Source organism: Slackia heliotrinireducens DSM 20476, from assembly GCF_000023885.1.
GTDB classification, from domain to species: domain Bacteria; phylum Actinomycetota; class Coriobacteriia; order Coriobacteriales; family Eggerthellaceae; genus Slackia; species Slackia heliotrinireducens.
In genome coordinates, this window is the sequence record NC_013165.1 from 932,589 (window position 1) to 953,832 (window position 21,244).

Genomic DNA, 21,244 nt, shown 5'->3' on the forward strand with positions numbered 1-21,244 from the left:
CAGATGCCTTATGGATAAACGAACTGCTGAAATACTCTGCGAGCTCAACAACGGGTTCTACCGCGCGAATGCTGCGTCCTTCGCTGAAACCCGCAATCACCCTTGGCCGGGCTGGGCACGCTGCATGGACGTCATGGGCAAGCCCGATACGGTGCTTGACCTGGCATGCGGTAGCCTGCGCTTCGAACGGTTCCTGCCCGATGCAATCGCCTATGCGGTCGATGCCTGCGACCCTCTTGTGGAGGAGGCGGGAGGGGCCGGGCCGAATGTTCGGTTCCAGAAGCTGGACATCATCCGCATCCTTCTGGACGGCGGGGATCTGACGGAAGCCATCGAGGCGCCGATGTGCGATGCAGCGGTGTGCTTCGGGTTCATGCATCATGTGCCGGGGTTCGACCGGCGGGTTGCCGTGCTTAAGGCGCTTGTCGACTGCGTGCGGCCCGGGGGACATGTCTGCGTGTCCTTCTGGCAGTTCATGAACAACGGCAAGCTGGCTGAGAAGGCAAGGTGCACTACTGAAGCAGCATGCGCCGAAATCGGACTTGACCAGGATGTTCTTGAAGAGAACGATTACCTCATCGGTTGGCAGAACGCTGTGGGGGCGTACAGGTACTGCCATCATTTCACGAATGGGGAAGTGGAGCAGCTTGCTCAGGCCGTATCGGACGGCGCCTGCGCCGTCGAGTTCTTCAACGCTGACGGTCGGACAGGGGATATGAACCGGTATTGCGTGCTCAGGCGGTTGTAGGCTGCCGTATGCCGCCTACTGTTTGATGCTCAGGGGCAGCGACTGCAGCTTGATGCGGATGATGCGGCGCACGGATTCGTTGATGCGCTCTTCGTCCAGGGGTCCGTGGGCCACGGCGTCGAGCACCTGGTTGTACGAGGATTCGAAATCCGCCGGGCAGAAGATCATGTCGCAACCGGCACGCAGGGCGTCGACAGCTGCTCCCTTGTGCGTTGCCATGATATCGTTATCCAGGCGGTCGGTCATGATGATACCTTCGAATCCCAACTCGTCACGGAGCAGGTCGGTTACGACCGATGCGGACAGGCATGCGGGCGTTTCTCCTGCCACACAGGGGATGGACGCGTTGCTTACCATGATAGCCGGCACGCCGGCGTCGATGGCTGCCGTAAACGGCAACATGTTCTTGTCGCGCAGCGCGGCGTCGGTGGCCAGCGAGTACATGACGGACCCGTCTTGAGGGCAGGCGATGCCCGGGAAATGCTTGACAATCGTCATGACCGATGATTTCGTGTAGCTCTCGATTTCCGCCGAGACCATCGCGGAGACTACGGCGGGGTCGTTGGAGAAAGAACGCGAGCTCATCAGCTCGCCGGGCGAGATGTCGAGCTTGTCGTATATGGTTTGGTCCTCGTCGCTTTCGGCTTCTTCGGAGGTCACGTTCTTCCTGCCGGAGGTCTTGTTGTCCTGGCCGGTTTCGGCATCAGGTTTTTTCTCGGGGGAAGAATCGGCTTCGGGTTCCGAGGCGTCGGTCCGTTCGGCTCCAACATCGGATTCAGCCTCGGCTTCAGCGCTGGTCTCGGTTCCAGCTTCGGGTTCAACTTCGGCTTCGGCTTCGGTGCCAGCACCGGTCTCAGGCGCAGTTTCGCTTTCGACCTCGGTGGCCTCGACCGCCTCGGCGTTCTCTTCGGAAGCCGCTTCCTCGGCATCTTCGGCAGGGCTGCTTTCCACAGGGGCGTACTCGGAACACATGTCGCATACCAGGCCGATATTCGTGTTCAGGCCGATGGCAGAAAGATAGTTTGCAATGCTGTGCGCGCGGTCGCCCGCCTTTTGCGTGTCGCCGTCGTTTCCGACCTCGCGGGCCGATGGCTGCGCGATCGCGCCGAGCGCGTCGTTGTCGGCGACGGTGTTGAGATACCCGCCTTCCTCGTTAACAGCAAGCATGAGCGGCAACCCGTTCACGTTGTATCCGTGGAGGAACGCGTTGGTGGTCATGGTGGCGGCCTGGTCGGAGCTTGTGAAGTTGGCTGCGGAGTACAGGAATCCGCCGACGGGGTAGTGCTGCAGCGCCTCTAGCGTAGCCTCGCTGGCTGCCACGACGGTTTTCACGAAGGTGATGGATTCGGGCGGCACGAAGAAAAGCTGCGCTACCTTCTGCTCCATAGACATGCGCCGCATTGCCTGCTTGACCTGCTTGTCAAGTTCCTCTTCGGGAGATCCCTCGGAATCGGCTTCGGCGTTGCTGGACGGGGTGCCGTCGGATTTGCCGTCGGTGCAACCCCAGGCGCCCAGTGCAAACAACGAGGCAGCCCAGCCCATTCCGATGGCGAATGTCCGACGCGGGATTGCGGGATATGACGGCTTGTTCGTTTCCATAACTAAGACATTGAACACCAACTGCAGAAGAAACGCCATACCTAACCTGCAAAAAGGCCCGAGAAAGCACGTCTCGCCAGTCATGACGCCCGTTTGTTCTCATTGGTTGAATTTGGGGCACAGCGGCGCGCATCGCGGTATCCTTCCTCTGTCCGTTCCCTTAGAGAAAGACATTCGGCCCGTGTCGTCCTACGTTGCATCCATCAGTTTTTCGGTGTTCAGCTTCCCGCTGGTCGCAGCTTTGTGCACGTTGCCGTACATGGTGTATCAGTACCGCCGCTACGGTCGCGTGCCGGTGTGGAAGTCCTTCGTCGTATTCTTGTTCATATTCTATATAACCACGGCGTATTACCTGGTCATCATGCCGCTGCCGGAAAGCCGCGATGCCGTGGTGGCGGGGGCACGCATCCCGAACCTCGAATTGTTCCGGTTCGTGCGCCGCATAGCCGCCCAAGCCGGATTCAGCATGACAGACCCATCTTCATGGGTTGCGACGCTGATGATCCCCGATGTGTACGAGGCCCTGTTCAACGTGTTTTTGACGGTGCCTTTCGGCATCTTCATGAAATACTTCTTCGGCTGCCGCTGGTGGCAGGCGCTCGTGTCGGGCTTGGCCTTGTCGCTGTTTTTCGAAACGTCCCAGTTGACAGGCCTATGGGGATGGTATGCGCACCCGTACAGGCTTTTCGACGTGGACGACCTGCTGATCAACACCACAGGGGCCATGCTGGGCTTCTGGCTGGCGTTTCCTCTGACGTGGCACCTGCCCGACATCGACGACATGAACGAGGAGTCGCTGCGCCAAAGCGCGTCGTTTACTACGTTCACGCGCCGACTCTGGGCGTTTGCCATCGATGTTGCGCTTTGCTCCGGGGCCTTCGCCGTTTGGACCGTGGCGAAACCGACGGTGCCGAACCCCGAGGCTGGCGATCTTGCCGCTCTGCTGGTCATAACAGGAATCGTCTTCGTGCTGGCTCCGGCTTTGGCCGATCATGCGACGTTTGGGCAGCGTCTGCTGGAGCTGCGCATTGTGGGGCCCGATGGCGGCCGCACCCGATGGTATCGTGCTTGCGGACGCTACATCCTGCTCATCTGGGTGTTTCTCATGCTGCCTGCCTGGGCGTTCGTCCTTCTGCCACGCACCATCGAAGGCGTGCCCGTCAATTCCTCTTTGGTTGCATCGGTCTTGGCGACGGTGTATGGAACGTGGCTGCTGACGGTGGCGGTGCGGGCGATCCGCTCGGCGAGGCGCCATCCTTTCGTCATGCTCAACGGCATCCTGACAGACACGCGCATCATGTCGCTCGAGCAGATCAGCGCATTGCGTGGGGCGGACGCGGCTGGCTATTTCGTCAGCAACGATGCGAGTACGTCGGAAACCTCGGCGAACGAGACGGCGGATTCTGAGTAGACGACCACTTTGCCTTCGGCATCCAGAATGAACGTAGTAGGAAGATAATACACCGAGCCCGCATAAGCGGCGTCTCCTGTAAGGTCGTAATACACGGGGTAGGTGTAGCCCTGCTCCTCGATCCAGGCGGACCCGCTTTCCACGGTTTCCTGCTCGCCGTCTACCAGGTCGATCATCATGAAGTTGACGTTTTCCCCGTAGGTTTCGTACAGGGCTTGGATGGCAGGGGCCTCATCAACGCAGTAGGGGCACCAGGTGGCCCAGTAGCCGATGACGACGGGCTTGCCTTTCATGTCCGACAGCGAAACCAGTTCGCCGTCGACGGTCTGAACGGTGAAATCCGGGAAGATGGCGGCACCGGCTTCTTCCTTTTCCTCACCTGCGGCGGCAACATCGGGAGCAGCGTCGCGCTCCGTCACGTTCACGACTGCGAAGGCGATGCCCGATGCGGCAAGCACCAGCACAAGGACGATGGCCAAAACGATGGGTTTCTTAACGGGTGACATGGCGGGCCCTCCCCTTGGGTGCAGCGTGACGAAGCCGTGGCTTGGGTTGTGCTGTGCCGCTGACGGCACCGAATCCTATCCGAACCAGGCCTCTGTCAGCAAACGGATTCCTGGCTCGATGCTTTCGAGCGGTATGGCGGAACAACCGACGAGAACGAAGTTCCAGCCGCGCGGCGTGCCGTCTGCCCAGTATATATCGGTTGGATACACGGCGATGCCGTATTCGGCGGCGCTGGCGATAAGCTCGTCCGCCGAACGACCGTCCTTTGTCCGGACGAGCACATGTAGACCGGCGTTTCCGTCCATGACGTCTATCTTGCCGGCCATGTACGTTTGCAGGCAGCGGACCAGCTGTTTGCGCTTTTCCGAATACGACGAATGCAGTTTCTGCAGATGGTTCTGCCAGAAGCCGTTCGCCATATATGAAGAGAGGGCGGCTTGGGTCTGCCAAGGCACCTGGGCGTGGTAGCCCCTGTTCTTCTCGATCCATTCGATCATGAGTTTCGGTGGCAGCACGGCATAGCTAATGCACAGGGACGGCGAAAGCGAGCGGGAAAACGAGCCGATTGTGATGATGCGGCCGTTGGCATCCATCGACTGCAGCGACGGGGAGCGACGTATTCCTGCCTGAAATTCCTGGCCGTAGGTGTCCACAATCACGTATGAGTCGGTCTCTTCAGCCCAAGCGAGCAGCTGCTTCCGTTGCTCCGTGTTGAGCACGGCTGTGGTGGGGAACTGGCACGAGGGCGTGATGAACAGCACCAGCTGCCTGCCGTCTTTCGGCTGGGGCAACGTGAGGCTGGTGGGGGAGAACGCTGGGTAGCTGCTTACCTTCATGCCCAGGTTCGCAAATCCTGCGTGAACCTCGTTGAATCCGGGGTTTTCGACGCAGACTTCCGTCGTCGTCCTGTCGAAAAGCGATGCGACGGTGCTAATGATCGCGCGGGTGTTCGAGAGAACGATGATCTGCTCTGGGATGGCGCGCGTGTTGTCCTCATGGGCCAGATGACGGGCGATTTGCTTGCGCAGCGAGAACAGTCCTTGGGGGTCGCTGTATCGGGCCGCACTGGGGGCGTGTTTGGAGAAAAGGACGTTGCGGGTCACGCGGGCCCATGTGGTATAGGGGAACGAATCAGGCTCCAGGTTGTCGTACCTGAAGTCGTATCGTACGTCCGACTCCTCGGTGGCCGGTGCGCATATCGCCTTAAGCCGTTCGATGTCGGCTTGGTACTCTTTCGAGAAGACAAAGCTGTCGTGGTCGCGTTTCGGCTGCTTGTTGACGAAATAGCCGCTGCCCGGTTTCGTCAGCACCAGGTCTTCCTGAACCGCAAGGCGATAGGCCTGTTCGATGGTGTTGGTGGACACGTGCAGGTCGCGGGCGCAGGCTCGAATAGAGGGAAGGCGGGACCCTTCGGGATAGGTTCCATCGTGGATGCCTTCGACAATCTGCTGATAGAGCTGTTGATAAAACGGTTCATTGCTAGTGCTATCAAGGTAAAGCACGGATTGACGCCTCCATTGGTACCCGTATGAGGGGGTTCTCCATTCTTCACTGAATACGACTGCGAGCCCTTCAATTTTATTCGTAGGCCAATGGGCAAACTGTCAGTTTCGGATAATGACGGTTTGGCGGCTGCAAGAGAGCAGGACAATAAGGAAAGTTTATCCTTCCTGAAACCAGATGGGGAGCTGGGAGCCCATAAGTAATGAAACTGTTTATCGGGGGGCGTGCGTGCGGGCGGACGGCGGCTACTCGGGCATCATCTACGTCGACCGTCCAGAGTCGCCGACGCCTGTTTGCAAATAGGCAGGGGAGGTTCTTCCGTGTTGCGAAGAATCGTTTTGGCCCATCAAACACGTTAGGTAGTAAAGGATGCTTTCAACAGGCGTTTTGATGATAACCTAGCAACTGTTACCAGGACAGTTGCACCAGAAAAAACTTGCAACTGTACCTTTACCTCAAACCCTTCCACATCATATCTTTTCCATAGTGCAAGAGAAGCAACTTGGCTTTCAATTGGAAGGGGGTTAGCCATGTTGAAAACATCCGCTTGGAAAAAGGGGTTGGCGTGGGTTTGCGCTGGAGCGTTCGTCGTTTCGCTCGCAGCTGCAACGGCCTGCGCACCTACCGCGACTTCTGAACCTACAGAAGCCGAAGAGGCTGGCGATGCTGCTCAAACCGTTACCTACGAGACGCCCGAACCTGATGAGTACGGAGTCGTCACGGCAGAGCAGTGGAAGGATATCTATCCCAACCAGTACGCCACCTATGTAAAGAACAAGGAGAATCAGCCCGTCGACTACGCTGAGGAAAACGGTCCTACCGAGGATACGACCACCATCGCTGACGAGGGCTACGATGCTGCCGAAGCCGAAGCGAACGCAGCCGAGAAGGTCAGCTACCTCGACACCAATCCGGAAATCAAGATCCTGGGTTTGGGCTACGGCTATGCGAAGTACTACACCGAGCCTGCCGGCCATGTCTACTCTCTGTGGACCGTCACCCATAACGGCCGCATCAGCGAGAAGAGCGGCGCCGGCTGCTGGGCCTGCAAGACTCCTCAGTTCTCCAACTATGTTGACGAGAACGGCAACGAAGTCTTCAAAGAGAAGTTCCTGAGCATGGACGGTTGGTTCACGGAGGGCATCTCCTGCGCCAGCTGCCATGCAAACGATCCTACGGGCTTCGAGATCGACCGCGCACAGTGGAAAGACGCCATGGGTGCCGATGTCGATACCGTCCCGATGGAATCCGTAGTCTGCGGCCAGTGCCACTGCGACTACTCCATGGCTCCTGAGACCGGCATCCCGACCAGCCCTTACACGGGTGGTCTGGAATCCATGAGCCCCGAAAACGCCCTTAAGTTCTACGATGACAACAACTTCGTCGACTGGACCTACGAGTCCACGGGCGCCCAGATGCTCGCCATCCGTCATGCGGAGTTCGAGTTCAACTACGCCAACGGCGGAAGCCCCATGATCAACATGATCAACCAGGCTACGGGCGAGAACTACACCTGCAACGACTGCCATATGGGCAAGGCGACGGCCGAGGACGGCACCGAGTACACCAATCACCAGTGGACCGTTCCTACCGAGAATGAAGAACTGATCGCCGAGAACTGCAGCATGTGCCACAAGGACCTGGCTGGCGAGATCAAAGCCATTCAGGACGAAATTATGGCAAGCGAACATGAGGTCGGACTGCGTGCCTGCCTGTTCATCTTCAACTTCGAAGATGCCATCGAGGCCGGTACCCTCACTGACGACCAGATCGCCGAACTGCAGTACATCCAGCGCGCCGCCTGCTACTACTGGAACCTTGAAGCTGCCGAGAACAGCGAAGGCGCCCATAACCCCGACTTCTCCAGGGAGCTTATCGCTTCCGCCAACGAGTGGCTGGACAAGGGTGACGAGATCCTCGGCGTTTCCTCCGTGGTCGACGATGTCGCTGCCGCCGAGCAGACCGTAATGGAACACACTGCCGCATAAGCGTACGCTTTCGCAACGGCTTCTTGCACTCACACAAGGACCCCGGTTTCCGGGGTCCTTTGCCATTCACGTCGGTATTCAAATACGGTTAGGAAACGAAGCGGGTTTTCTCGATCGGACACATCAGCATCGGGGTAATATGGGATTCAACACATACGGAGTCGTCCCGTTAAGGAGGATGTATGAGCGATCAGACCAAAGAGTCCGTCGAAGCTGCCGTCGAGGAGGCTGCCGTCCAGACCGAAGCCGAGGTTGCCGAAGCTGCCGAAGAGGCTGTCGTCGAGGTTGCCGATCAGGTCGAATCCGAGGTTGTAGAGGTCGTCGAAGATGCCGCCCGGGTTGTCGAGGCCGAACAAGCCGTTTCGGAGGAGCCGGTTGTGGAAGTCGTCGAAGAGCCGGTTACTGAATATGTTGCCACGCCTGTGGTGGAGCCCGCCACCGATTATGTCGCAGCAGCGGCTGCCAAACTCGGTGATGCTGGCGCCGCCGCCCGCGCTGCTGCACCGAAGGTAGTAGCAGCCGTCGTGGCCGCAGGTCAGCGCGGCGTCGACGTCGCAAAGGCTACGGCTCCGCAGGCTGTTGAGGTTGCCAAGGCTGTCAACGCAAAGGTGGCCGAAAACGTCGTCACGGCAGGCGCCAAGGCCGCCGAGGTGGCAAAGGTGGCTCGCGAGAAGGCCTCGGTTACCGCCAAAGAGGCCAATGTCAAGGCCGCCGAGGTCGCTAAGGTCGCTAACGAGAACGCTGTCGCCACGGCCAAAGTTGCCCGCGAGAAGGCCGCCGAAGCCGCTAAAACCGCTAACGTCCGCAGCGCCGAGGCCGCATCTGCCGCCCAGGATGCGCTCAAGGACGCTTCCGAAAAGAACAAGCGCAAGAAGGCTGTTCGCGCAGCGCTGCGCGGGGCAAGCAAGTGCATCTCCGCTGAGAAGTTCGAAGAGGAATGGCTCGACGCCAAGACCATGAAACAGATCGGCAACTTGGGCTATCTGTCCACACCTGGCTGCTACGTCATCGCCACACTCGATCGCGCACCGCGTAAGAAGGCTCCCAACTCCACGCGCGACGTCTTCGTGGGGCACGCCTCCGACATCGGCCAAGCCGTTCACGAACAGCTTAACGGCTTGGGCAACATCGACGTCTACGCCGACTACAAGTACTGCCAGCCGGTCTACATCTTCTTCTATCCTTCGGTTGAGGAAGACATCGCCGAAAACGAAGGCATCCTTATCGACGTGCTGCGAGCCGACGAATCCTACAACGCCCAACGCGTCCTCCCCGAGGACCTTCTGGCCGAAATCACGCTGGACGACATCGAAGAGGTCGAGGAGCAGCAGGCCGCCGAGTCTGAAGCGCAGGCCGAACCTGAGGCCGAGGCCGTGGCCGAAGAAAATACGGAGGAATAGCGAAGATTTTCTCCGCAAGTCATAGCGATTTATTTTGGAGTGGCAGCCCTGTTTGCAGGGCTGCTATTCTTTTGTGCCACTGTGAAGGCAAAGGGAGGATTGGGTCGCGATGATTCGGTATAACAACGATTACAGCTATGGGGCGCATCCCCGGATACTAAGCGCGTTGACCAGCATCAATGAGAACAGCTATGGCGGATACGGCTTGGACCCGTGGTGCGACATGGCTGCGGACACCATCCGCACGCATTGCGACCGCAGCGATGCCGAAGTTCACTTCATCGTGGGCGGAACCCAGGCGAACTTCACCGTGATCGATGCTGCGCTGCGTCCGCATCAGGCGGTCGTTTGCGCCGATAGCGGCCATATCAACGTGCATGAAACAGGTGCGGTCGAGCATACGGGTCACAAGATTCTGGGCCTGGCGAGTCCTGACGGCAAGATAACGGCTGATCAGATCGCGTCGGTCGGCGAAGACTACCGGACGAGCCCCGTTTGGGAGCACGTGGTCCAGCCGAAGATGGTGTACTTGTCGTTCCCGACGGAATTCGGCACGGTCTACACCCTCGACGAGCTTACCGCCATTCGGTCGGTCTGCGACGAATACATGATGTACCTATATATCGATGGAGCCAGAATGTCTTACGGCCTCGCGTCGTCCGAAACCGATGTGACGTTGCCCGACATAGCGCGCCTTGCCGATGCCTTCTATATCGGCGGTACGAAGTGCGGCGCCTTGTTCGGCGAAGCCATCGTGCTGTGCCATGACGACCTGAAGCCGTATTTCCGTGCAGCCATCAAGCAGAACGCAGGGCTTCTGGCCAAAGGCTGGCTGATGGGCATCCAGTTCGAGATCCTCTTCCGCAAAGGCTTGTATTTCGAACTCGGCGAAAGAGCGGTGCGCTACGCGATGCGCATCCGCAAGGCGTTTGAAAACGCAGGAATTCCCGCATACATCGAAAGCTCGACGAACCAGCAGTTCGTGGTCGTCAGCGACGAAGTGGCCGACAAGCTGGCCAAGGATTTCGTGTATGAAGACGAAGGTCGTGCGGACGAAGGACACCGCATCATCCGCTTCTGCACAAGCTGGGCAACGACCGAAGAGGATGTGGATGTCCTGGTAAGGGCCATCCAGGGTCTTTAAACGGGCATAGGGCGGGCCGATATCCTTGCGAGGTCCGGCCCGTTTTAGTGAACCAGGCATGCCCTTTGCACTGGCGACCAGACGGTTCCTGCTCAGTTTCAAAACCGACGTTCCGTCGGGAAGCCTTCTTTCTGGCTTGCTCCTTCGTGGTCCGGCGTTCGTTTGTGGAGCATCCGCGCAGGCGGCAAACGTTTGCTTGCAACCGCCGATAGGGGCGGTATAATGCACGAGTTTCTATATTTCACATGTCCAAGCGACTTCGATGCGCGAGTGGCCACCCGAAAAAGGCTGCGCAAACAAGGATGACCTTGGGCAGAGGCTTAACGAATGGAGAGTGCAATGGCGAAAGTCAGCATCAAGAGCCTGCTCGAAGCAGGCGCACACTTCGGGCATCAGACCCGTCGTTGGAACCCCAAGATGAAGCCGTACATCTTCGGCAGCCGTGGGGACATCTACATCATCGACCTCAAGCAGACCCTCATCGGACTCGACCAGGCGTATTCCTTCGTCGCCGAGACCGCTGCCAAGGGCGGCACCGTGCTGTTCGTCGGCACCAAGAAGCAGGCCCAGGAAGCCGTCGCCACCCAGGCTGACCGCTGCGGCATGCCTTACGTCAACGCTCGTTGGCTCGGCGGCATGCTCACCAACTTCGTCACCATCCGCTCCCGCGTGAAGCGTATGGAAGAGCTGGAAGCCATGCAGGCCGACGGCCGCATGGAAGTCCTGCCCAAGAAGGAGCAGATCCTGCTGAACAAGGAGCTCGCAAAGCTGCAGACCAACCTCAACGGCATCCGCAACATGACCAAGCTCCCCGACGCCGTCTTCGTCGTCGACACCAACCGCGAGCAGCTGGCCATCCATGAGGCCAAGCGCCTCGGCATCCCCGTGGTCGGCACCCTGGATACCAACTGCGACCCCGACGATGTCGATTTCGGCATTCCCGCCAACGACGACGCCATCCGTTCCGTCAACCTGCTCGCCACTTTCGTGGCCGACGCTGTCATTGACGCAACCGGCGTTTCCGCTGTCGAGGAAGAGATCATTGCTTCCGCCGAGGAGGCCGAAGAGGCCGCCGCTCCTGCTGCTGAATAACAGCTGATCGGACTTTGAATGCGCGGCGGGTTCTGCATCTTCGGATAAAGGTGCTGCCCGCCGTTTTTTACAACAACGTTGATGCACGGGCGCATTGCCCGCGCTTCCTTTGAGAAAGGAATGAGATATGGCTCAGATCACCGCTGCCATGGTCAAGGAACTCCGCGAAATGACCGACGCCGGCATGATGGAGTGCAAGAAGGCGCTCGTCGAAGCTGACGGCGATATGGAGAAGGCCGTCGACGTCCTGCGTACCCGCGGCCTTGCCGCAGTCGCCAAGAAGGCCGGCCGTGCCACCAACGAAGGTACCATCGCCGCCGTTGTCTCCGAGGATGCCAAGTCCGGCGTTCTTGTCGAGCTGAACTGCGAAACCGACTTCGTGAGCAGCAACGACAAGTTCAAGGGCTACGCACAGCGCATCGCCCAGGCCGCTCTCGCCGCCAAGCCTGCCGACCTCGATGCCCTGAAGGCCGTTGAATTCGAAGGCGAAACCGTCGAAGAGACCCTCACCGACTGCATCCATAAGATCGGCGAGAACACTCAGCTCGCCCGCTTCACCGTGGTCGAGGGCGACGCTGTCGTTCCTTACATCCACATGGGCGGCAAGATGGGCGTTCTGGTCACCTTCGCCGTCGAGGGCATCGACCCCACCACCGACGCGTTTGTGGCTGCCGGCCGTGACGTTGCCATGCAGGTCGCCGCGATGAACCCCATCGCCGCCACCCGCGAGGATGTCCCTGCCGACGTCGTCGAGCATGAGAAGACCATCTACAAGACCCAGGCCGCCGAGTCCGGCAAGCCCGAGCACATCCAGGAGAAGATGGCCGAAGGCCGCCTGAACAAGTTCTTCCAGGAGCAGTGCCTCACCGAGCAGACCTTCGTCAAGAACGGCGACCAGACCGTCGGCGAGTACGTCGACGCCGTCGCCAAGGAGCTGGGCGGCACCATCAAAGTGACCGGCTTCAAGCGCTTCCAGCTGGGAGAAACCGCGTAAGTCTGCCTTTCGCACCTTCGAGCCCGCCGCGATTTGCGGCGGGTTTTTTTTGTTTTCAGGTGCCCATGGCGGGCTGTTCCGTCATGCCGGAGGCCCCGTTGCGAACACCAGGGTCCGCTCGTTGCGGTAAGTGCTGTATGAGCAGGTGCAGAATACGTAGAGCGTGCCCCGGTCCCAAGCCGCTCCGTCAAGTACCATGTTCGCGCGGGACAGCAGCAGCCCTCGGTAGTCCGTGAGGTCGGCTTCGCTTTCGAATGCCGTGCGGTTAAGCGGGCTTGTCCCTTCCACCACTGCAGCACCCCACACGGTTAGCTCCCTTGTTTCATCCTGCGTCTGCAAGACCATTCGCGCGTGCTTGCGGGCGTAATCCTCATCCACATACTGTGCGAAATCGGCGAACATGGTTTCCGGCTCGCCCGTTAGGTTGTGTCCGTAGATCAGCACGCACGGAGAATCCACGCCTTTCGGGCAAGAGGCATCCACATAGGGGCATCCTGCGTAGTTCCAGGTGCCGAAGATATCGTGGCGCAGATAGAATTCGGGGTTGTCGGCGGGAGCCTGTACCACGGGGCAGTCTATGTCGGTTCCAGGCACAGTGAGCCATGCAACAATCTGCGGATTCTCGTCAAGCCAGTAGTCCCAATCCACCTCGGGCCGCTCTTCCAGGGCGGTGTCGCGGCGCGCTTCGTCTTTCGGGTCGGCATCCATGTCCGGGTCGGCATGCACGTCTGCAGCGCGCTGCTGCATACCCACCACTCCGACGGACGTCGCTATCAGCAGTCCTGCGCCGAGCGCGGCGACTGTGAATCCGGCTTTCGCGAAAGCGGAAGCTTTCGGACGGGCGCGCTTTGGCCGACGGGTTATGCCCGCGGCAAGTATTCGATGCGAACGGAAGGGGAGGAGGCGAGCAAACCTCCTCCTCCACAAACGAAGCCGATACATGTCCTACGACGTTTCCCCGCGACGGCTGCGTCGGATGCTCCAGACGCCCAGCGACGCTGCGGCGACGGTCACGCCGGCCAAAGCTGCCGCCAACCACCGGTATTCCCTCAGCATGCTTCCGGTTTTGGAGAATCCTCTGCCTTTCTCCTGCTTGTGGGGCTGATCGGGCTGGTCAACCCGCACGGTCTGGTCGGCGTCTTCCAAATCCGCATGCACGGCCAGTTCAACGTCCTTCTGATACAGGGTCTCGAAGACGACGATTGAGCTCGATCCGTAGGACGTGGCATCGAACACGAATGTCACGTCGACGCTCCCCGACGGCTTATCAGGCGTGAACACGGCGTCGGAGGTCAGTTCTTTCCCGTCCACTTTCACGTGCTCGCCCGTCGAGACGTCCACCAGCGTGCCGCTTACGCGGTACTCCTGCCCAGGCACCAGCCCCTGGTACGTCACGGTGTCCACGATCTTTTGGCCCTTGGCAGCCGAAATCGCCTTGTCTCGGTCCGAACCGTCGACGGCGGTCGTCCGAATGCTCGGCTTCTCAACCGTGACCGTCTGGGCCTCATCCTCTATGTCGGCATGGACGGCAACTTCCCGATCGCCCCTCAGAAGCGTCTCAAACACAACGATGCTTGTTTCCGTATAGTTGCAACTCGAGAACTCAAACACCACCTCAACGGAGCCCTCAGCGGCTTCTGGAGTGAATTCCGCGGAGCTTGTAATGGCTTGGTCGTCCTGCAGCAATGGCTCGCCGCTTCCCTTGTCCATGAGGACGCCGGTCACCGTGTAGGTCTTGCCGGGTGTGAGCCCCTTGTACGCCACCGTGTCCACAATCGTTGATGACATACTCGCCGATACCGTTTTGTCCCCGTCGCTTCCATCTGCGGCCGTCGTGCCTATTTCGGGTTTGACGACGGTAACGGTCTGGTCTTTGTCCTCGAGGTCCTTATGTTCGGTCACGACGTTGCCCTGAGCGTCCAGCAGCGTTTCGAAAACGACCAGAGGGCCGGTCTGTTCCAGAGCCAAAGCATCGAAGGTAATCGGCACCTCCACGGAGTCGTTGGGGGTCTTGGCTGCGAACTGGACGTCGGCGCATACGGGCTCGCCTGCTTCTAGGACGGGTTCGCCTGCCGAGGCGTCCATGAGCTCGGCATGCAGGGTGTAGTCCGCGCCGCGCTGCAACCCGACGTAGCGAACCGTGTCGACGATGGTCGCCTCGGTATCGGCCGCGACCACTTGGTCGCCGTCGGAGGCATCCTGAGCCTGGGTGGCCATGTAAAGATCCAGGTTGTCGATGGTGCCCAGATCGACGGTCCTCATGTCGCGGTGGACTACCACGTGCTCCTGCTTCACCAACGACTTGTCGGCGTTGGCCTCGCATGCCAGTTCTTCGATGGTATAGGTGTCGTATGGAAGCGCTCCGAGCGCATCGTTGACGGGTGCCTGCACGCCGCTTTCGGTTACGCCGAACCACACCCCGATTTCCCAGGCGGGCTCAGCGGCGCCGTCGTTTCCGTTGGTCTGCGAGCTGTGGGGCACCTGGTCGGACGAGGTTGAGGCGTAGCCGTTCTCGTCGGTCACGATGACATGGCTTTCGCCCGTGGTTTCGGAGGTTATGCGGAAGGGGATGCCCGCCAAGGCCGTAGAGCTCGATTCGTCCTTCTTCTTGAATTCGATATCGCCCCGTTTCACCTGGTTTTCGGCGGCCTCATCCACCTGCGACACCTTGCCCTGCTCGCCGACGAACGCCTCGGAGGCGAAGCCGTCGTTCTGCAGCAGGTATCCCCGTGGCGCGACGGTTTCGGCTACAAGGTAGCGTCCGTATGGAAGGGCGTCCTCTGCGGTCTGGGCAAATCCTTCACTGTCGGTGGTCAGCGTCAGGATCGTCTCGCCTGGCTGGTAGGTGACGCCGCCGACAACCACCGGGTTGTCGTTGCCGTTGCTGACGGCGAACTGCGCCCCTTCGAGCGTCGCTTCTCCCAAAGGCTCGTTACCGTCGGTTTCCGCATCCAGCTTCTGGACGGACAGTCCGCCGCGGATGACGGATTCGGGGGCGGCGGCCGTCTGATAGACGGGGGAGTGTTCGGTGCTGCCTTGGGCGTTGACGGTTATGGTGCGCACAGTATCGTCGAGCAGATATCCGGCAGGAGCCGCCGTCTCCTGGATGGAATAGGTTCCTAACGGCAAGGCCGGGTTGCCGGCGCTGTCGGTATACAGGGCATCTCCCGATACCAGATGTTTGGCGTCCAGGGTTAGGGAACCATGCTCGTCGGTTGCGAACACCCAGGTGCGCAGGGGGCCTTTCGATGCGTCGTCGGTAGCAAAATGCTTCACGGTGAACTCTGCGCCCGCCAGGGATGCGCCACCCTGCGGAACGTTTCCGCTCGTGTCGCTGTTTTGGGCTCTGTTTCCGAAATCCGCGTCGTGCTTTGCGACGAGAAGGCCCGCCTGGGCGCTTTGCGGCGTTTCCTTAACGGCAAGCTTCGTCGTCTTGCTGGCTTTGACCGTCACGGTGTAGACCGCCGTGTCCGTGGCGTAGCCATGGGGCGCTGCCGTTTCCTGGATGTAGTACGTCCCTGCCGCCACATCAATGGTCGCGGTTCCGGACGCGTTCGTTTTCAGCGTGCCGACCTTCTTCTTGAGGGCCTTGTCGGAGTAAACCGTGTAGCAGCTGCCGTTCAGCGAGTACTGCCCGTTCGAAGCGGTCATGTCCGGGTTGTTCGACGTCTTGGTCAGCTCGATGGACCCTTCATGCTGCACGGGCAGCAGAAAGAATTTGTCCGATTGCGCCTTGGGAACGATTTTGGAAATCTGGTTGGAGTACTTGAGGGATTCGCCTCCGTCGATTCCGTTGACGGGGTGGGAGGAGTGCCAGTATTTATTGTCGGATGGGCTGTCGCCCCAGAAGAATCCGATGTGCCAGTCGGCGTAGTTGCCGTACTTATCGACGCCTGCAGACCACACGCTACTGGTGCAAAGCATGAGGATGATGTCGCCTTTCTGGGCCTTGCCGTCCTTCAGCAGCGCATCGACGCTGTCGTATTCGTATCCGACGACGTCCTGTTCTTCCAGCAGGCGCAGCCAGTTTCCCGTGTTGCACCAGCTGCCGATGCCGGTGTGCGGAATCTTGCCCGGCACGTCGGCGCCGAGTTTCATGAACACGGCCGTGACGAATCCCGTGCAGTTCATGCCGGGGTCGTTGCTGCCCACTTCACCTTTGGGCCTGCGGCAATGGGCGATTTCCGATTCGGTAAGCTCGCCGCTGTTCCAACCGTCGTATTCCGTTCCGAGGTAGTAGTCGTCATGCTCGTGGGATTCCAGCCACGGCTGCACCTTTCCTGCGATACCGAAATACTCGTCGACGGTTTGCGACCCGTTGGGGTTCGGTTTCACGTCGTAGACGGAGGCCGATACTGCATATGCGGATGTCGGGGCTGCGATCACCATGGTGAAGGCGAGGCAAAGCGCCAGAAGCACCGAGCAGGCGGCGTTCAGCCGCTGTGTGCGTGCAGGGCGGTGGATTCCGGATTCGGTTCCAGCGAACCCTCCCGAGTTTCGGAGGTGCCGGCTGAAGATGGTGGGTCGGTTCATATGATCTCCTATCGACGTAACTGCGATACGAGCGTACGGCACCGACCTTGCCGAACTGTATGTGAAACCTGAGCCTGGCCTGATGCAGATTCCATCGCCGTCTGAACGAGTTTCGACGGATTCTCGAGCCCAGTCTGACGTATTCCTGAATTCGGTCTTGTCGCGCTTCCCTGACCAGGCGCTCAGGAAATCTCAGGTTTTGTTCAAAAAGGTTTTTCAGGTCTTACGCCTCGCGCCATCCCCCTGTTCCCGTTGGATTTCCGAAGCAGGCGTTCGAGCGAATGCTCCGCTCCCTGTGGGTGATCGTGACGGGAGGACAAGTGCTTGAAGTACGGACGGAATCTGGCCGAACCGGCGTGGTTCCACGGAGCGGTTCTGTCCCGCCGAGAAACGCGGTCGGCGAGCATGGTGGGGAAGGGGGAGGACGGTCTTGGGGTAGCGAGGTCGTTGCGGGGCCTCTGGGCAAAAAAAATACCCGCCGATTGGCGGGTATCAGAGTTAATGGTGGAGCCTAGGGGGATCGAACCCCTGACCTCATGGCTGCCAGAATATAACCCCAGGTCACAGGCGGGGTTTCGTGGGTACTCAACCTGGGCGAACGCCCCTCCCGATACCAGTCGATACCCCAAGGGGACTAGCCAAAGTCCCGTAAAAAGTCCCGTATTTTTCAAACTCTCGAACGGGCGAAGCGTCGATAGCGAAAGGAGCGCAAACCATGACAAGAGACGAAATCAACGAGGTTCGCGAAAGGCGACTTGCCGCCTGCATCAACATGGTAAAAGAAGCCTACCAGGTTGACGGCTACGGAGTTGCAGAGCTGATAGGAATAAGCAAGAGCACTTGGACGCGCTACGAGCGTGCGCCATGGGGCAAGAAGGGGTTCGGCTTGTTCGTCGGGCTTTCGGAACTCACCACCGTTAAGCTGTCTTGGTTGATGGCGGAAGACCTAGATCCCGACCTTGATTAGTCAGGACGGCGCATAGGCGACAGCCGAACGCCAGCGCCCGCCTCGTCGGTTGAGGCGGGCGCTTCTCTATTGCCCTGCATCTGCGAATTGAGATTGCTGGTTCGTGTCGTATTGCACCGTTACCTTAACGTCGCTGTGCGGGTGTCCCGTGAGGTCGTTAATTGCCTTGATTTCGTAGTAACCGCCGTCGTGGTAAACGTAGTCGTGCAGCCTGATTTCGAAGTCGGGGCGCGTGAAGGTCGCAACGAAGACGGGTTCAGCCCAAACGGCATGTGCGGCGTAGTATTCTTCGAACGACTCGCCCTTAAAGTTAGCCCAAAGGTCGGCGACTTTGTAGGGCGCTCCCTCGTGCGGCACTCCCATGCTGTCCACGTATCCCTCGCCTATCTTCCAGTATCCAATCTTGGTGTCTTTCAGGTGCTTTGGCATCGTTCTAGCCTCCTTACAGGTCGCAAAACTCGTTGTAGTGGTCGTTTAGGCCGACATACGCATCCAGCAGGCTCGCCAGCCCGTCGATTCGCTGCCGGGGCTTCTGGTTCTTCACGGGTACGATGTTCCCGTTGCGGTCGGTTTCGATGGCCGTGTTGCTAATGCACCATTTGAGAATCGGGCTGTTGTTGTAGTTGATCCGCTTGGCTTGCAGGTCAGCCCCTAGCCGCTGCATCGGCAACGAAAGCGTTTTGGCTCCTTGTATGGTGCGCTCCATCCTGAAACCGTGGCGCTGCATCTCGTCTACCCAGTAGCGGGCGCTATAGCTGTCGTAGTAGATCCAGGCGGGCGTGATGCCGAACTCGACCATTTCCAAGAACCATGCTGTAACATCGCCGTAGTCAATCGTGTTACCGTGGCACAGGCGCAGAAGCCCACGTTCGCGCCACTTGTCATAGGGTATCTTGTCATCCCTTACCCGCTTCTCAAGGTTCGCTTCGGGTATCCAGTACATCTGGGTGACGTAGAAAAGCCCGTCGCGGTGCATGAGCAGCGTTGCCGCCGTCAGGTCGGTTGTGATCGACAGGTCAGCGCCGCCGATAGCCCAGCAGCCTTTGAAGTCGGATAGGTCGAAGGTGGCCGTATTGTTCAGGTCATCGAAGGTCAGCCACGCGCCCGCGCTCGTGTTGCGAACGTTGAAGTCCTTGCACAAGATACCGTTAAGGTCGTTGGGTGAGTTCTTCGCACGCTCGACCTTTGCGCGTAGGTCGTCCAGCTTTTTGACCGTCCCAAGCGACGGGTTGGCCTTGTACCAGGCTTTTTCGTCCTTCCATTCCTCGACCGTATCCAGTTCGTACACGACGGCAAGGAAACGTTCGTCTTCGATAACCCCGTTGAGAACCTTCTCGGCGTACTCGTACATGTCATCAAAGATGCATTCGCGGACGAAACCCGCCGTCGTGGTCATCAGCAAGAGCGGTTGCCGCCTCGTGCTCATGGACTGTTTCATTACCTCGTACAAGTTGCGATCTGTGATGCCGTGCAGCTCGTCGATGCAGACGGCGCTAGCGTTCAGGCCGTCAAGCGTGTTGGAGTTCTTGCCCAACGGCTGCATTTTCGACATTTGACCAGCAAAGTAGAGGTCGGTACGGCGCTTCTTTATCCGCTTCGCGAGTGTCGGCGACTGCTCGACCATATGCGCGGCCTCGTCGAATATCAGCTTGGCTTGGTCAAGCTTGGTGGCCACGGTGTACACCTCCGCGCCCGGTTCGCCGTCAGCGGTCAGCAGATAGAGAAGGATGCCGGCGGCAAGCGTACTTTTGCCCCCCTTGCGTGAAATGCACAGAAGCGCCTCGTTAAAGCGCCGCTCGCCCGTGTCCTTGTCAACGAAGCCGAACAGGGCGCACACGAAAGCCTTCTGCCACAGCTCCAACTCAAGGGGCTTGCCCGCCCACTCGCCTTTAGAGTGGCGGCAGAAACGGCGCATAAACTCAATCGGGCGGTTGCCCTTCTCCACGTCGAAAACCCAGCGCCCGCGCCCGTTCTCGACCTCGTAGGCCAGCCGTTCGTAAGCCTTGCGGGTCTTCTCGCATACCGTGACCGCGCCCGACTCTATGGCGTGCCAGTATTCGGTGATGTAATCGCGGGCGCTCATTCGGCCTTACGCCCCTTTGATGAACTCGTCGAACTCGTCGCCCTGCTCGGGTTCCCCATCGGGCAGCAGGTCGGTTAGCTGCTTATAGAGGGTGGAGTAGCGCGAAACGGTCAGGTTGTAGGATTTCAGCGCGGGCGTTTCCCTCGTGAACTCCTGCTTGCCGTTCTTGAACTCCTCGACAACGCCGTTCGCCTCGATCTCGGCGCGTAGCTTCTCAAGGGTCGATTGCATGAACTCAAGTTCTGTGATGAGTTGACGCGCAATCGGTCTTTTGTTACTGTCTATCTGCGGTAACAAGTCCATGAGTTCCATTTTTGTACCTCCTAAAAGTCAGCCCCCAGCAAATGGGGGCTTTCTCGTTTTAGCCCCCTCCCATATGGAGGCCGCGCGGTTAAAGAAGACTCCCGCCGCCGTTCCCTGGTGGTATAGAGAACATGCGTTCGGGGGGGGGGTGGTTCCGTCGCGTCTGCGGGGTCTGGAAACGTCGTAGCAGGTCGCTTTTTGCCGTTGCGGTACTTGTGTAGAGGTCGTGCGTGTCCGACGTTCTACAGCCCTCTAGATTGCTTTATTCGGGTCGTTCCGCACGTGCTTACAGCGGGTAGGTTAGGGATTGCGGGCGCTCGCCGTGCCGTCAGTGTCGGCTCGCGTCGTTGGCTCGCGCTCGGCGAAAGGAGGTGCCGCCCTCGCCTGGTACAACCTCAATGGACAAAGGCTTTCGAGCGGGTTGCCAGCTGTCCGCCCTAGTGCCAGGCTCGCAAGGCTCGCGGCTTACGTCCGCGCTTCTGGTCGGCTCGCGTAGTACCCGCTCCGCTCGCGTCCCTTCCGCGCTGCCGTGTCCGGGGTCGCTCCGCCCCGCTTGCGATTGCGCCGGGTTCCAACCTCGCGCTTGCCCTATCGCTCGCCCGCGTGTGAGATAAGCGAGAAACCCGAAAGCAGCTTCACGCGTTGAACCTTCCAGCACGGCAAGCGTCCGCAATCCCTATACCGTTTTCAAGTCCCCGTTCTCGTCGAAATACAAGCCGGGTTCGCAGCTCCGCCCCTCGAAGTGCTCCTTGTTGTGGCAGTCCCTGCAAAGAGCCTCTAGGTTCTCGAAATCAAGCGTCACTCCTGGGTCGTGCAGGTTGTCCGCTGTGACGTACCTCTTGTGATGCACTATCACGGCGGGTCGCCCGCACCGTTCGCAAATTCGGTTCACCGTTTCCAGGTAGGCCGCTCGCGTCCGTTTCCAGGCTCGCGACTTGTAGAACGCCGTGCGCTCGGGGTCGCGCTGCATGG

17 protein-coding genes are annotated in these 21,244 nt (G+C 59.4%); 8 read left to right on the forward strand and 9 right to left on the reverse strand.

The window, feature by feature from the left end; all coding sequences use genetic code 11:
- Positions 1-10: 10 nt before the first annotated feature.
- Complete coding sequence (locus SHEL_RS03935) at positions 11-748, forward strand: class I SAM-dependent methyltransferase (RefSeq protein WP_041422484.1); 738 nt, start codon at positions 11-13, stop codon at positions 746-748.
- 15 nt (positions 749-763) lie between these two features.
- Here the strand turns inward: SHEL_RS03935 and SHEL_RS14230 are convergent, their stop codons facing one another.
- A complete protein-coding gene (locus SHEL_RS14230) occupies positions 764-2,347 on the reverse strand; it encodes a glycoside hydrolase family 3 N-terminal domain-containing protein (RefSeq protein WP_050749524.1) in 1,584 nt (527 codons plus the stop codon).
- Positions 2,348-2,528: 181 nt separating this feature from the next.
- Between SHEL_RS14230 and SHEL_RS03945 the strand changes: the two genes are divergently transcribed.
- Complete coding sequence (locus SHEL_RS03945) at positions 2,529-3,758, forward strand: VanZ family protein (RefSeq protein ID WP_012797967.1); 1,230 nt, start codon at positions 2,529-2,531, stop codon at positions 3,756-3,758.
- Here the strand turns inward: SHEL_RS03945 and SHEL_RS03950 are convergent.
- Positions 3,692-4,264 carry a TlpA family protein disulfide reductase gene (locus tag SHEL_RS03950; protein WP_012797968.1) on the reverse strand — a complete coding sequence of 191 codons (573 nt, stop codon included), beginning with the start codon at positions 4,262-4,264 and terminating at the stop codon, positions 3,692-3,694. The genes SHEL_RS03945 and SHEL_RS03950 overlap by 67 nt on opposite strands.
- 75 nt (positions 4,265-4,339) lie before the next feature.
- Positions 4,340-5,767, reverse strand: coding sequence for a MocR-like pyridoxine biosynthesis transcription factor PdxR (pdxR, locus tag SHEL_RS03955; protein ID WP_012797969.1), 1,428 nt, complete (start codon positions 5,765-5,767; stop codon positions 4,340-4,342).
- Positions 5,768-6,298: 531 nt separating this feature from the next.
- Here pdxR and SHEL_RS03960 point away from each other — a divergent pair.
- The 5 genes from SHEL_RS03960 (at position 6,299) to tsf (ending at position 12,386) form a co-directional block, all read left to right on the forward strand.
- The gene (locus SHEL_RS03960) at positions 6,299-7,756 is read left to right on the forward strand and encodes an ammonia-forming cytochrome c nitrite reductase subunit c552 (RefSeq protein ID WP_012797970.1); all 1,458 of its coding nucleotides are present in this window, start codon (positions 6,299-6,301) and stop codon (positions 7,754-7,756) included.
- Positions 7,757-7,938: 182 nt separating this feature from the next.
- A complete protein-coding gene (locus SHEL_RS03965; RefSeq protein WP_012797971.1) occupies positions 7,939-9,156 on the forward strand; it encodes a hypothetical protein in 1,218 nt (405 codons plus the stop codon).
- A 109-nt stretch (positions 9,157-9,265) separates the two neighbouring features.
- Positions 9,266-10,300: a threonine aldolase family protein gene (locus tag SHEL_RS03970; RefSeq protein ID WP_012797972.1), complete on the forward strand. Its 1,035-nt coding sequence runs from the start codon at positions 9,266-9,268 to the stop codon at positions 10,298-10,300.
- Positions 10,301-10,639: 339 nt separating this feature from the next.
- Positions 10,640-11,392 (forward strand): 30S ribosomal protein S2, encoded by a 753-nt coding sequence (gene rpsB, locus SHEL_RS03975; protein WP_012797973.1) that lies wholly within the window; start codon positions 10,640-10,642, stop codon positions 11,390-11,392.
- Between the two features lie 127 nt (positions 11,393-11,519).
- The gene (gene tsf, locus SHEL_RS03980; RefSeq protein ID WP_012797974.1) at positions 11,520-12,386 is read left to right on the forward strand and encodes a translation elongation factor Ts; all 867 of its coding nucleotides are present in this window, start codon (positions 11,520-11,522) and stop codon (positions 12,384-12,386) included.
- Positions 12,387-12,467: 81 nt separating this feature from the next.
- On the opposite strand, the gene SHEL_RS03985 is transcribed toward tsf, so the two are convergent.
- Together SHEL_RS03985 and SHEL_RS03990 are read right to left on the reverse strand one after the other, a co-directional pair.
- On the reverse strand, positions 12,468-13,133 hold the full coding sequence (locus SHEL_RS03985; RefSeq protein ID WP_012797975.1) for a class B sortase: 666 nt from the start codon (positions 13,131-13,133) through the stop codon (positions 12,468-12,470).
- A 198-nt stretch (positions 13,134-13,331) separates the two neighbouring features.
- Positions 13,332-16,919 carry a VaFE repeat-containing surface-anchored protein gene (locus tag SHEL_RS03990; protein WP_012797976.1) on the reverse strand — a complete coding sequence of 1,196 codons (3,588 nt, stop codon included), beginning with the start codon at positions 16,917-16,919 and terminating at the stop codon, positions 13,332-13,334.
- A gap of 715 nt (positions 16,920-17,634) precedes the next feature.
- Between SHEL_RS03990 and SHEL_RS03995 the strand changes: the two genes are divergently transcribed.
- Positions 17,635-17,886, forward strand: coding sequence for a hypothetical protein (locus tag SHEL_RS03995; protein WP_012797977.1), 252 nt, complete (start codon positions 17,635-17,637; stop codon positions 17,884-17,886).
- A 66-nt stretch (positions 17,887-17,952) separates the two neighbouring features.
- Here SHEL_RS03995 and SHEL_RS04000 read toward each other — a convergent pair whose 3' ends face one another.
- The 4 genes from SHEL_RS04000 to SHEL_RS15825 form a co-directional block, all read right to left on the reverse strand.
- A complete protein-coding gene (locus tag SHEL_RS04000) occupies positions 17,953-18,315 on the reverse strand; it encodes a hypothetical protein (RefSeq protein ID WP_012797978.1) in 363 nt (120 codons plus the stop codon).
- A gap of 13 nt (positions 18,316-18,328) precedes the next feature.
- The gene (locus SHEL_RS04005) at positions 18,329-19,969 is read right to left on the reverse strand and encodes a terminase large subunit (RefSeq protein ID WP_012797979.1); all 1,641 of its coding nucleotides are present in this window, start codon (positions 19,967-19,969) and stop codon (positions 18,329-18,331) included.
- A 6-nt stretch (positions 19,970-19,975) separates the two neighbouring features.
- Entirely contained in the window at positions 19,976-20,200 is a 225-nt protein-coding gene (locus tag SHEL_RS04010) for a hypothetical protein (protein ID WP_197720374.1), read from the reverse strand.
- 748 nt (positions 20,201-20,948) lie between these two features.
- Complete coding sequence (locus tag SHEL_RS15825) at positions 20,949-21,242, reverse strand: HNH endonuclease (RefSeq protein ID WP_012797981.1); 294 nt, start codon at positions 21,240-21,242, stop codon at positions 20,949-20,951.
- Between the last annotated feature and the right edge of the window lie 2 nt (positions 21,243-21,244).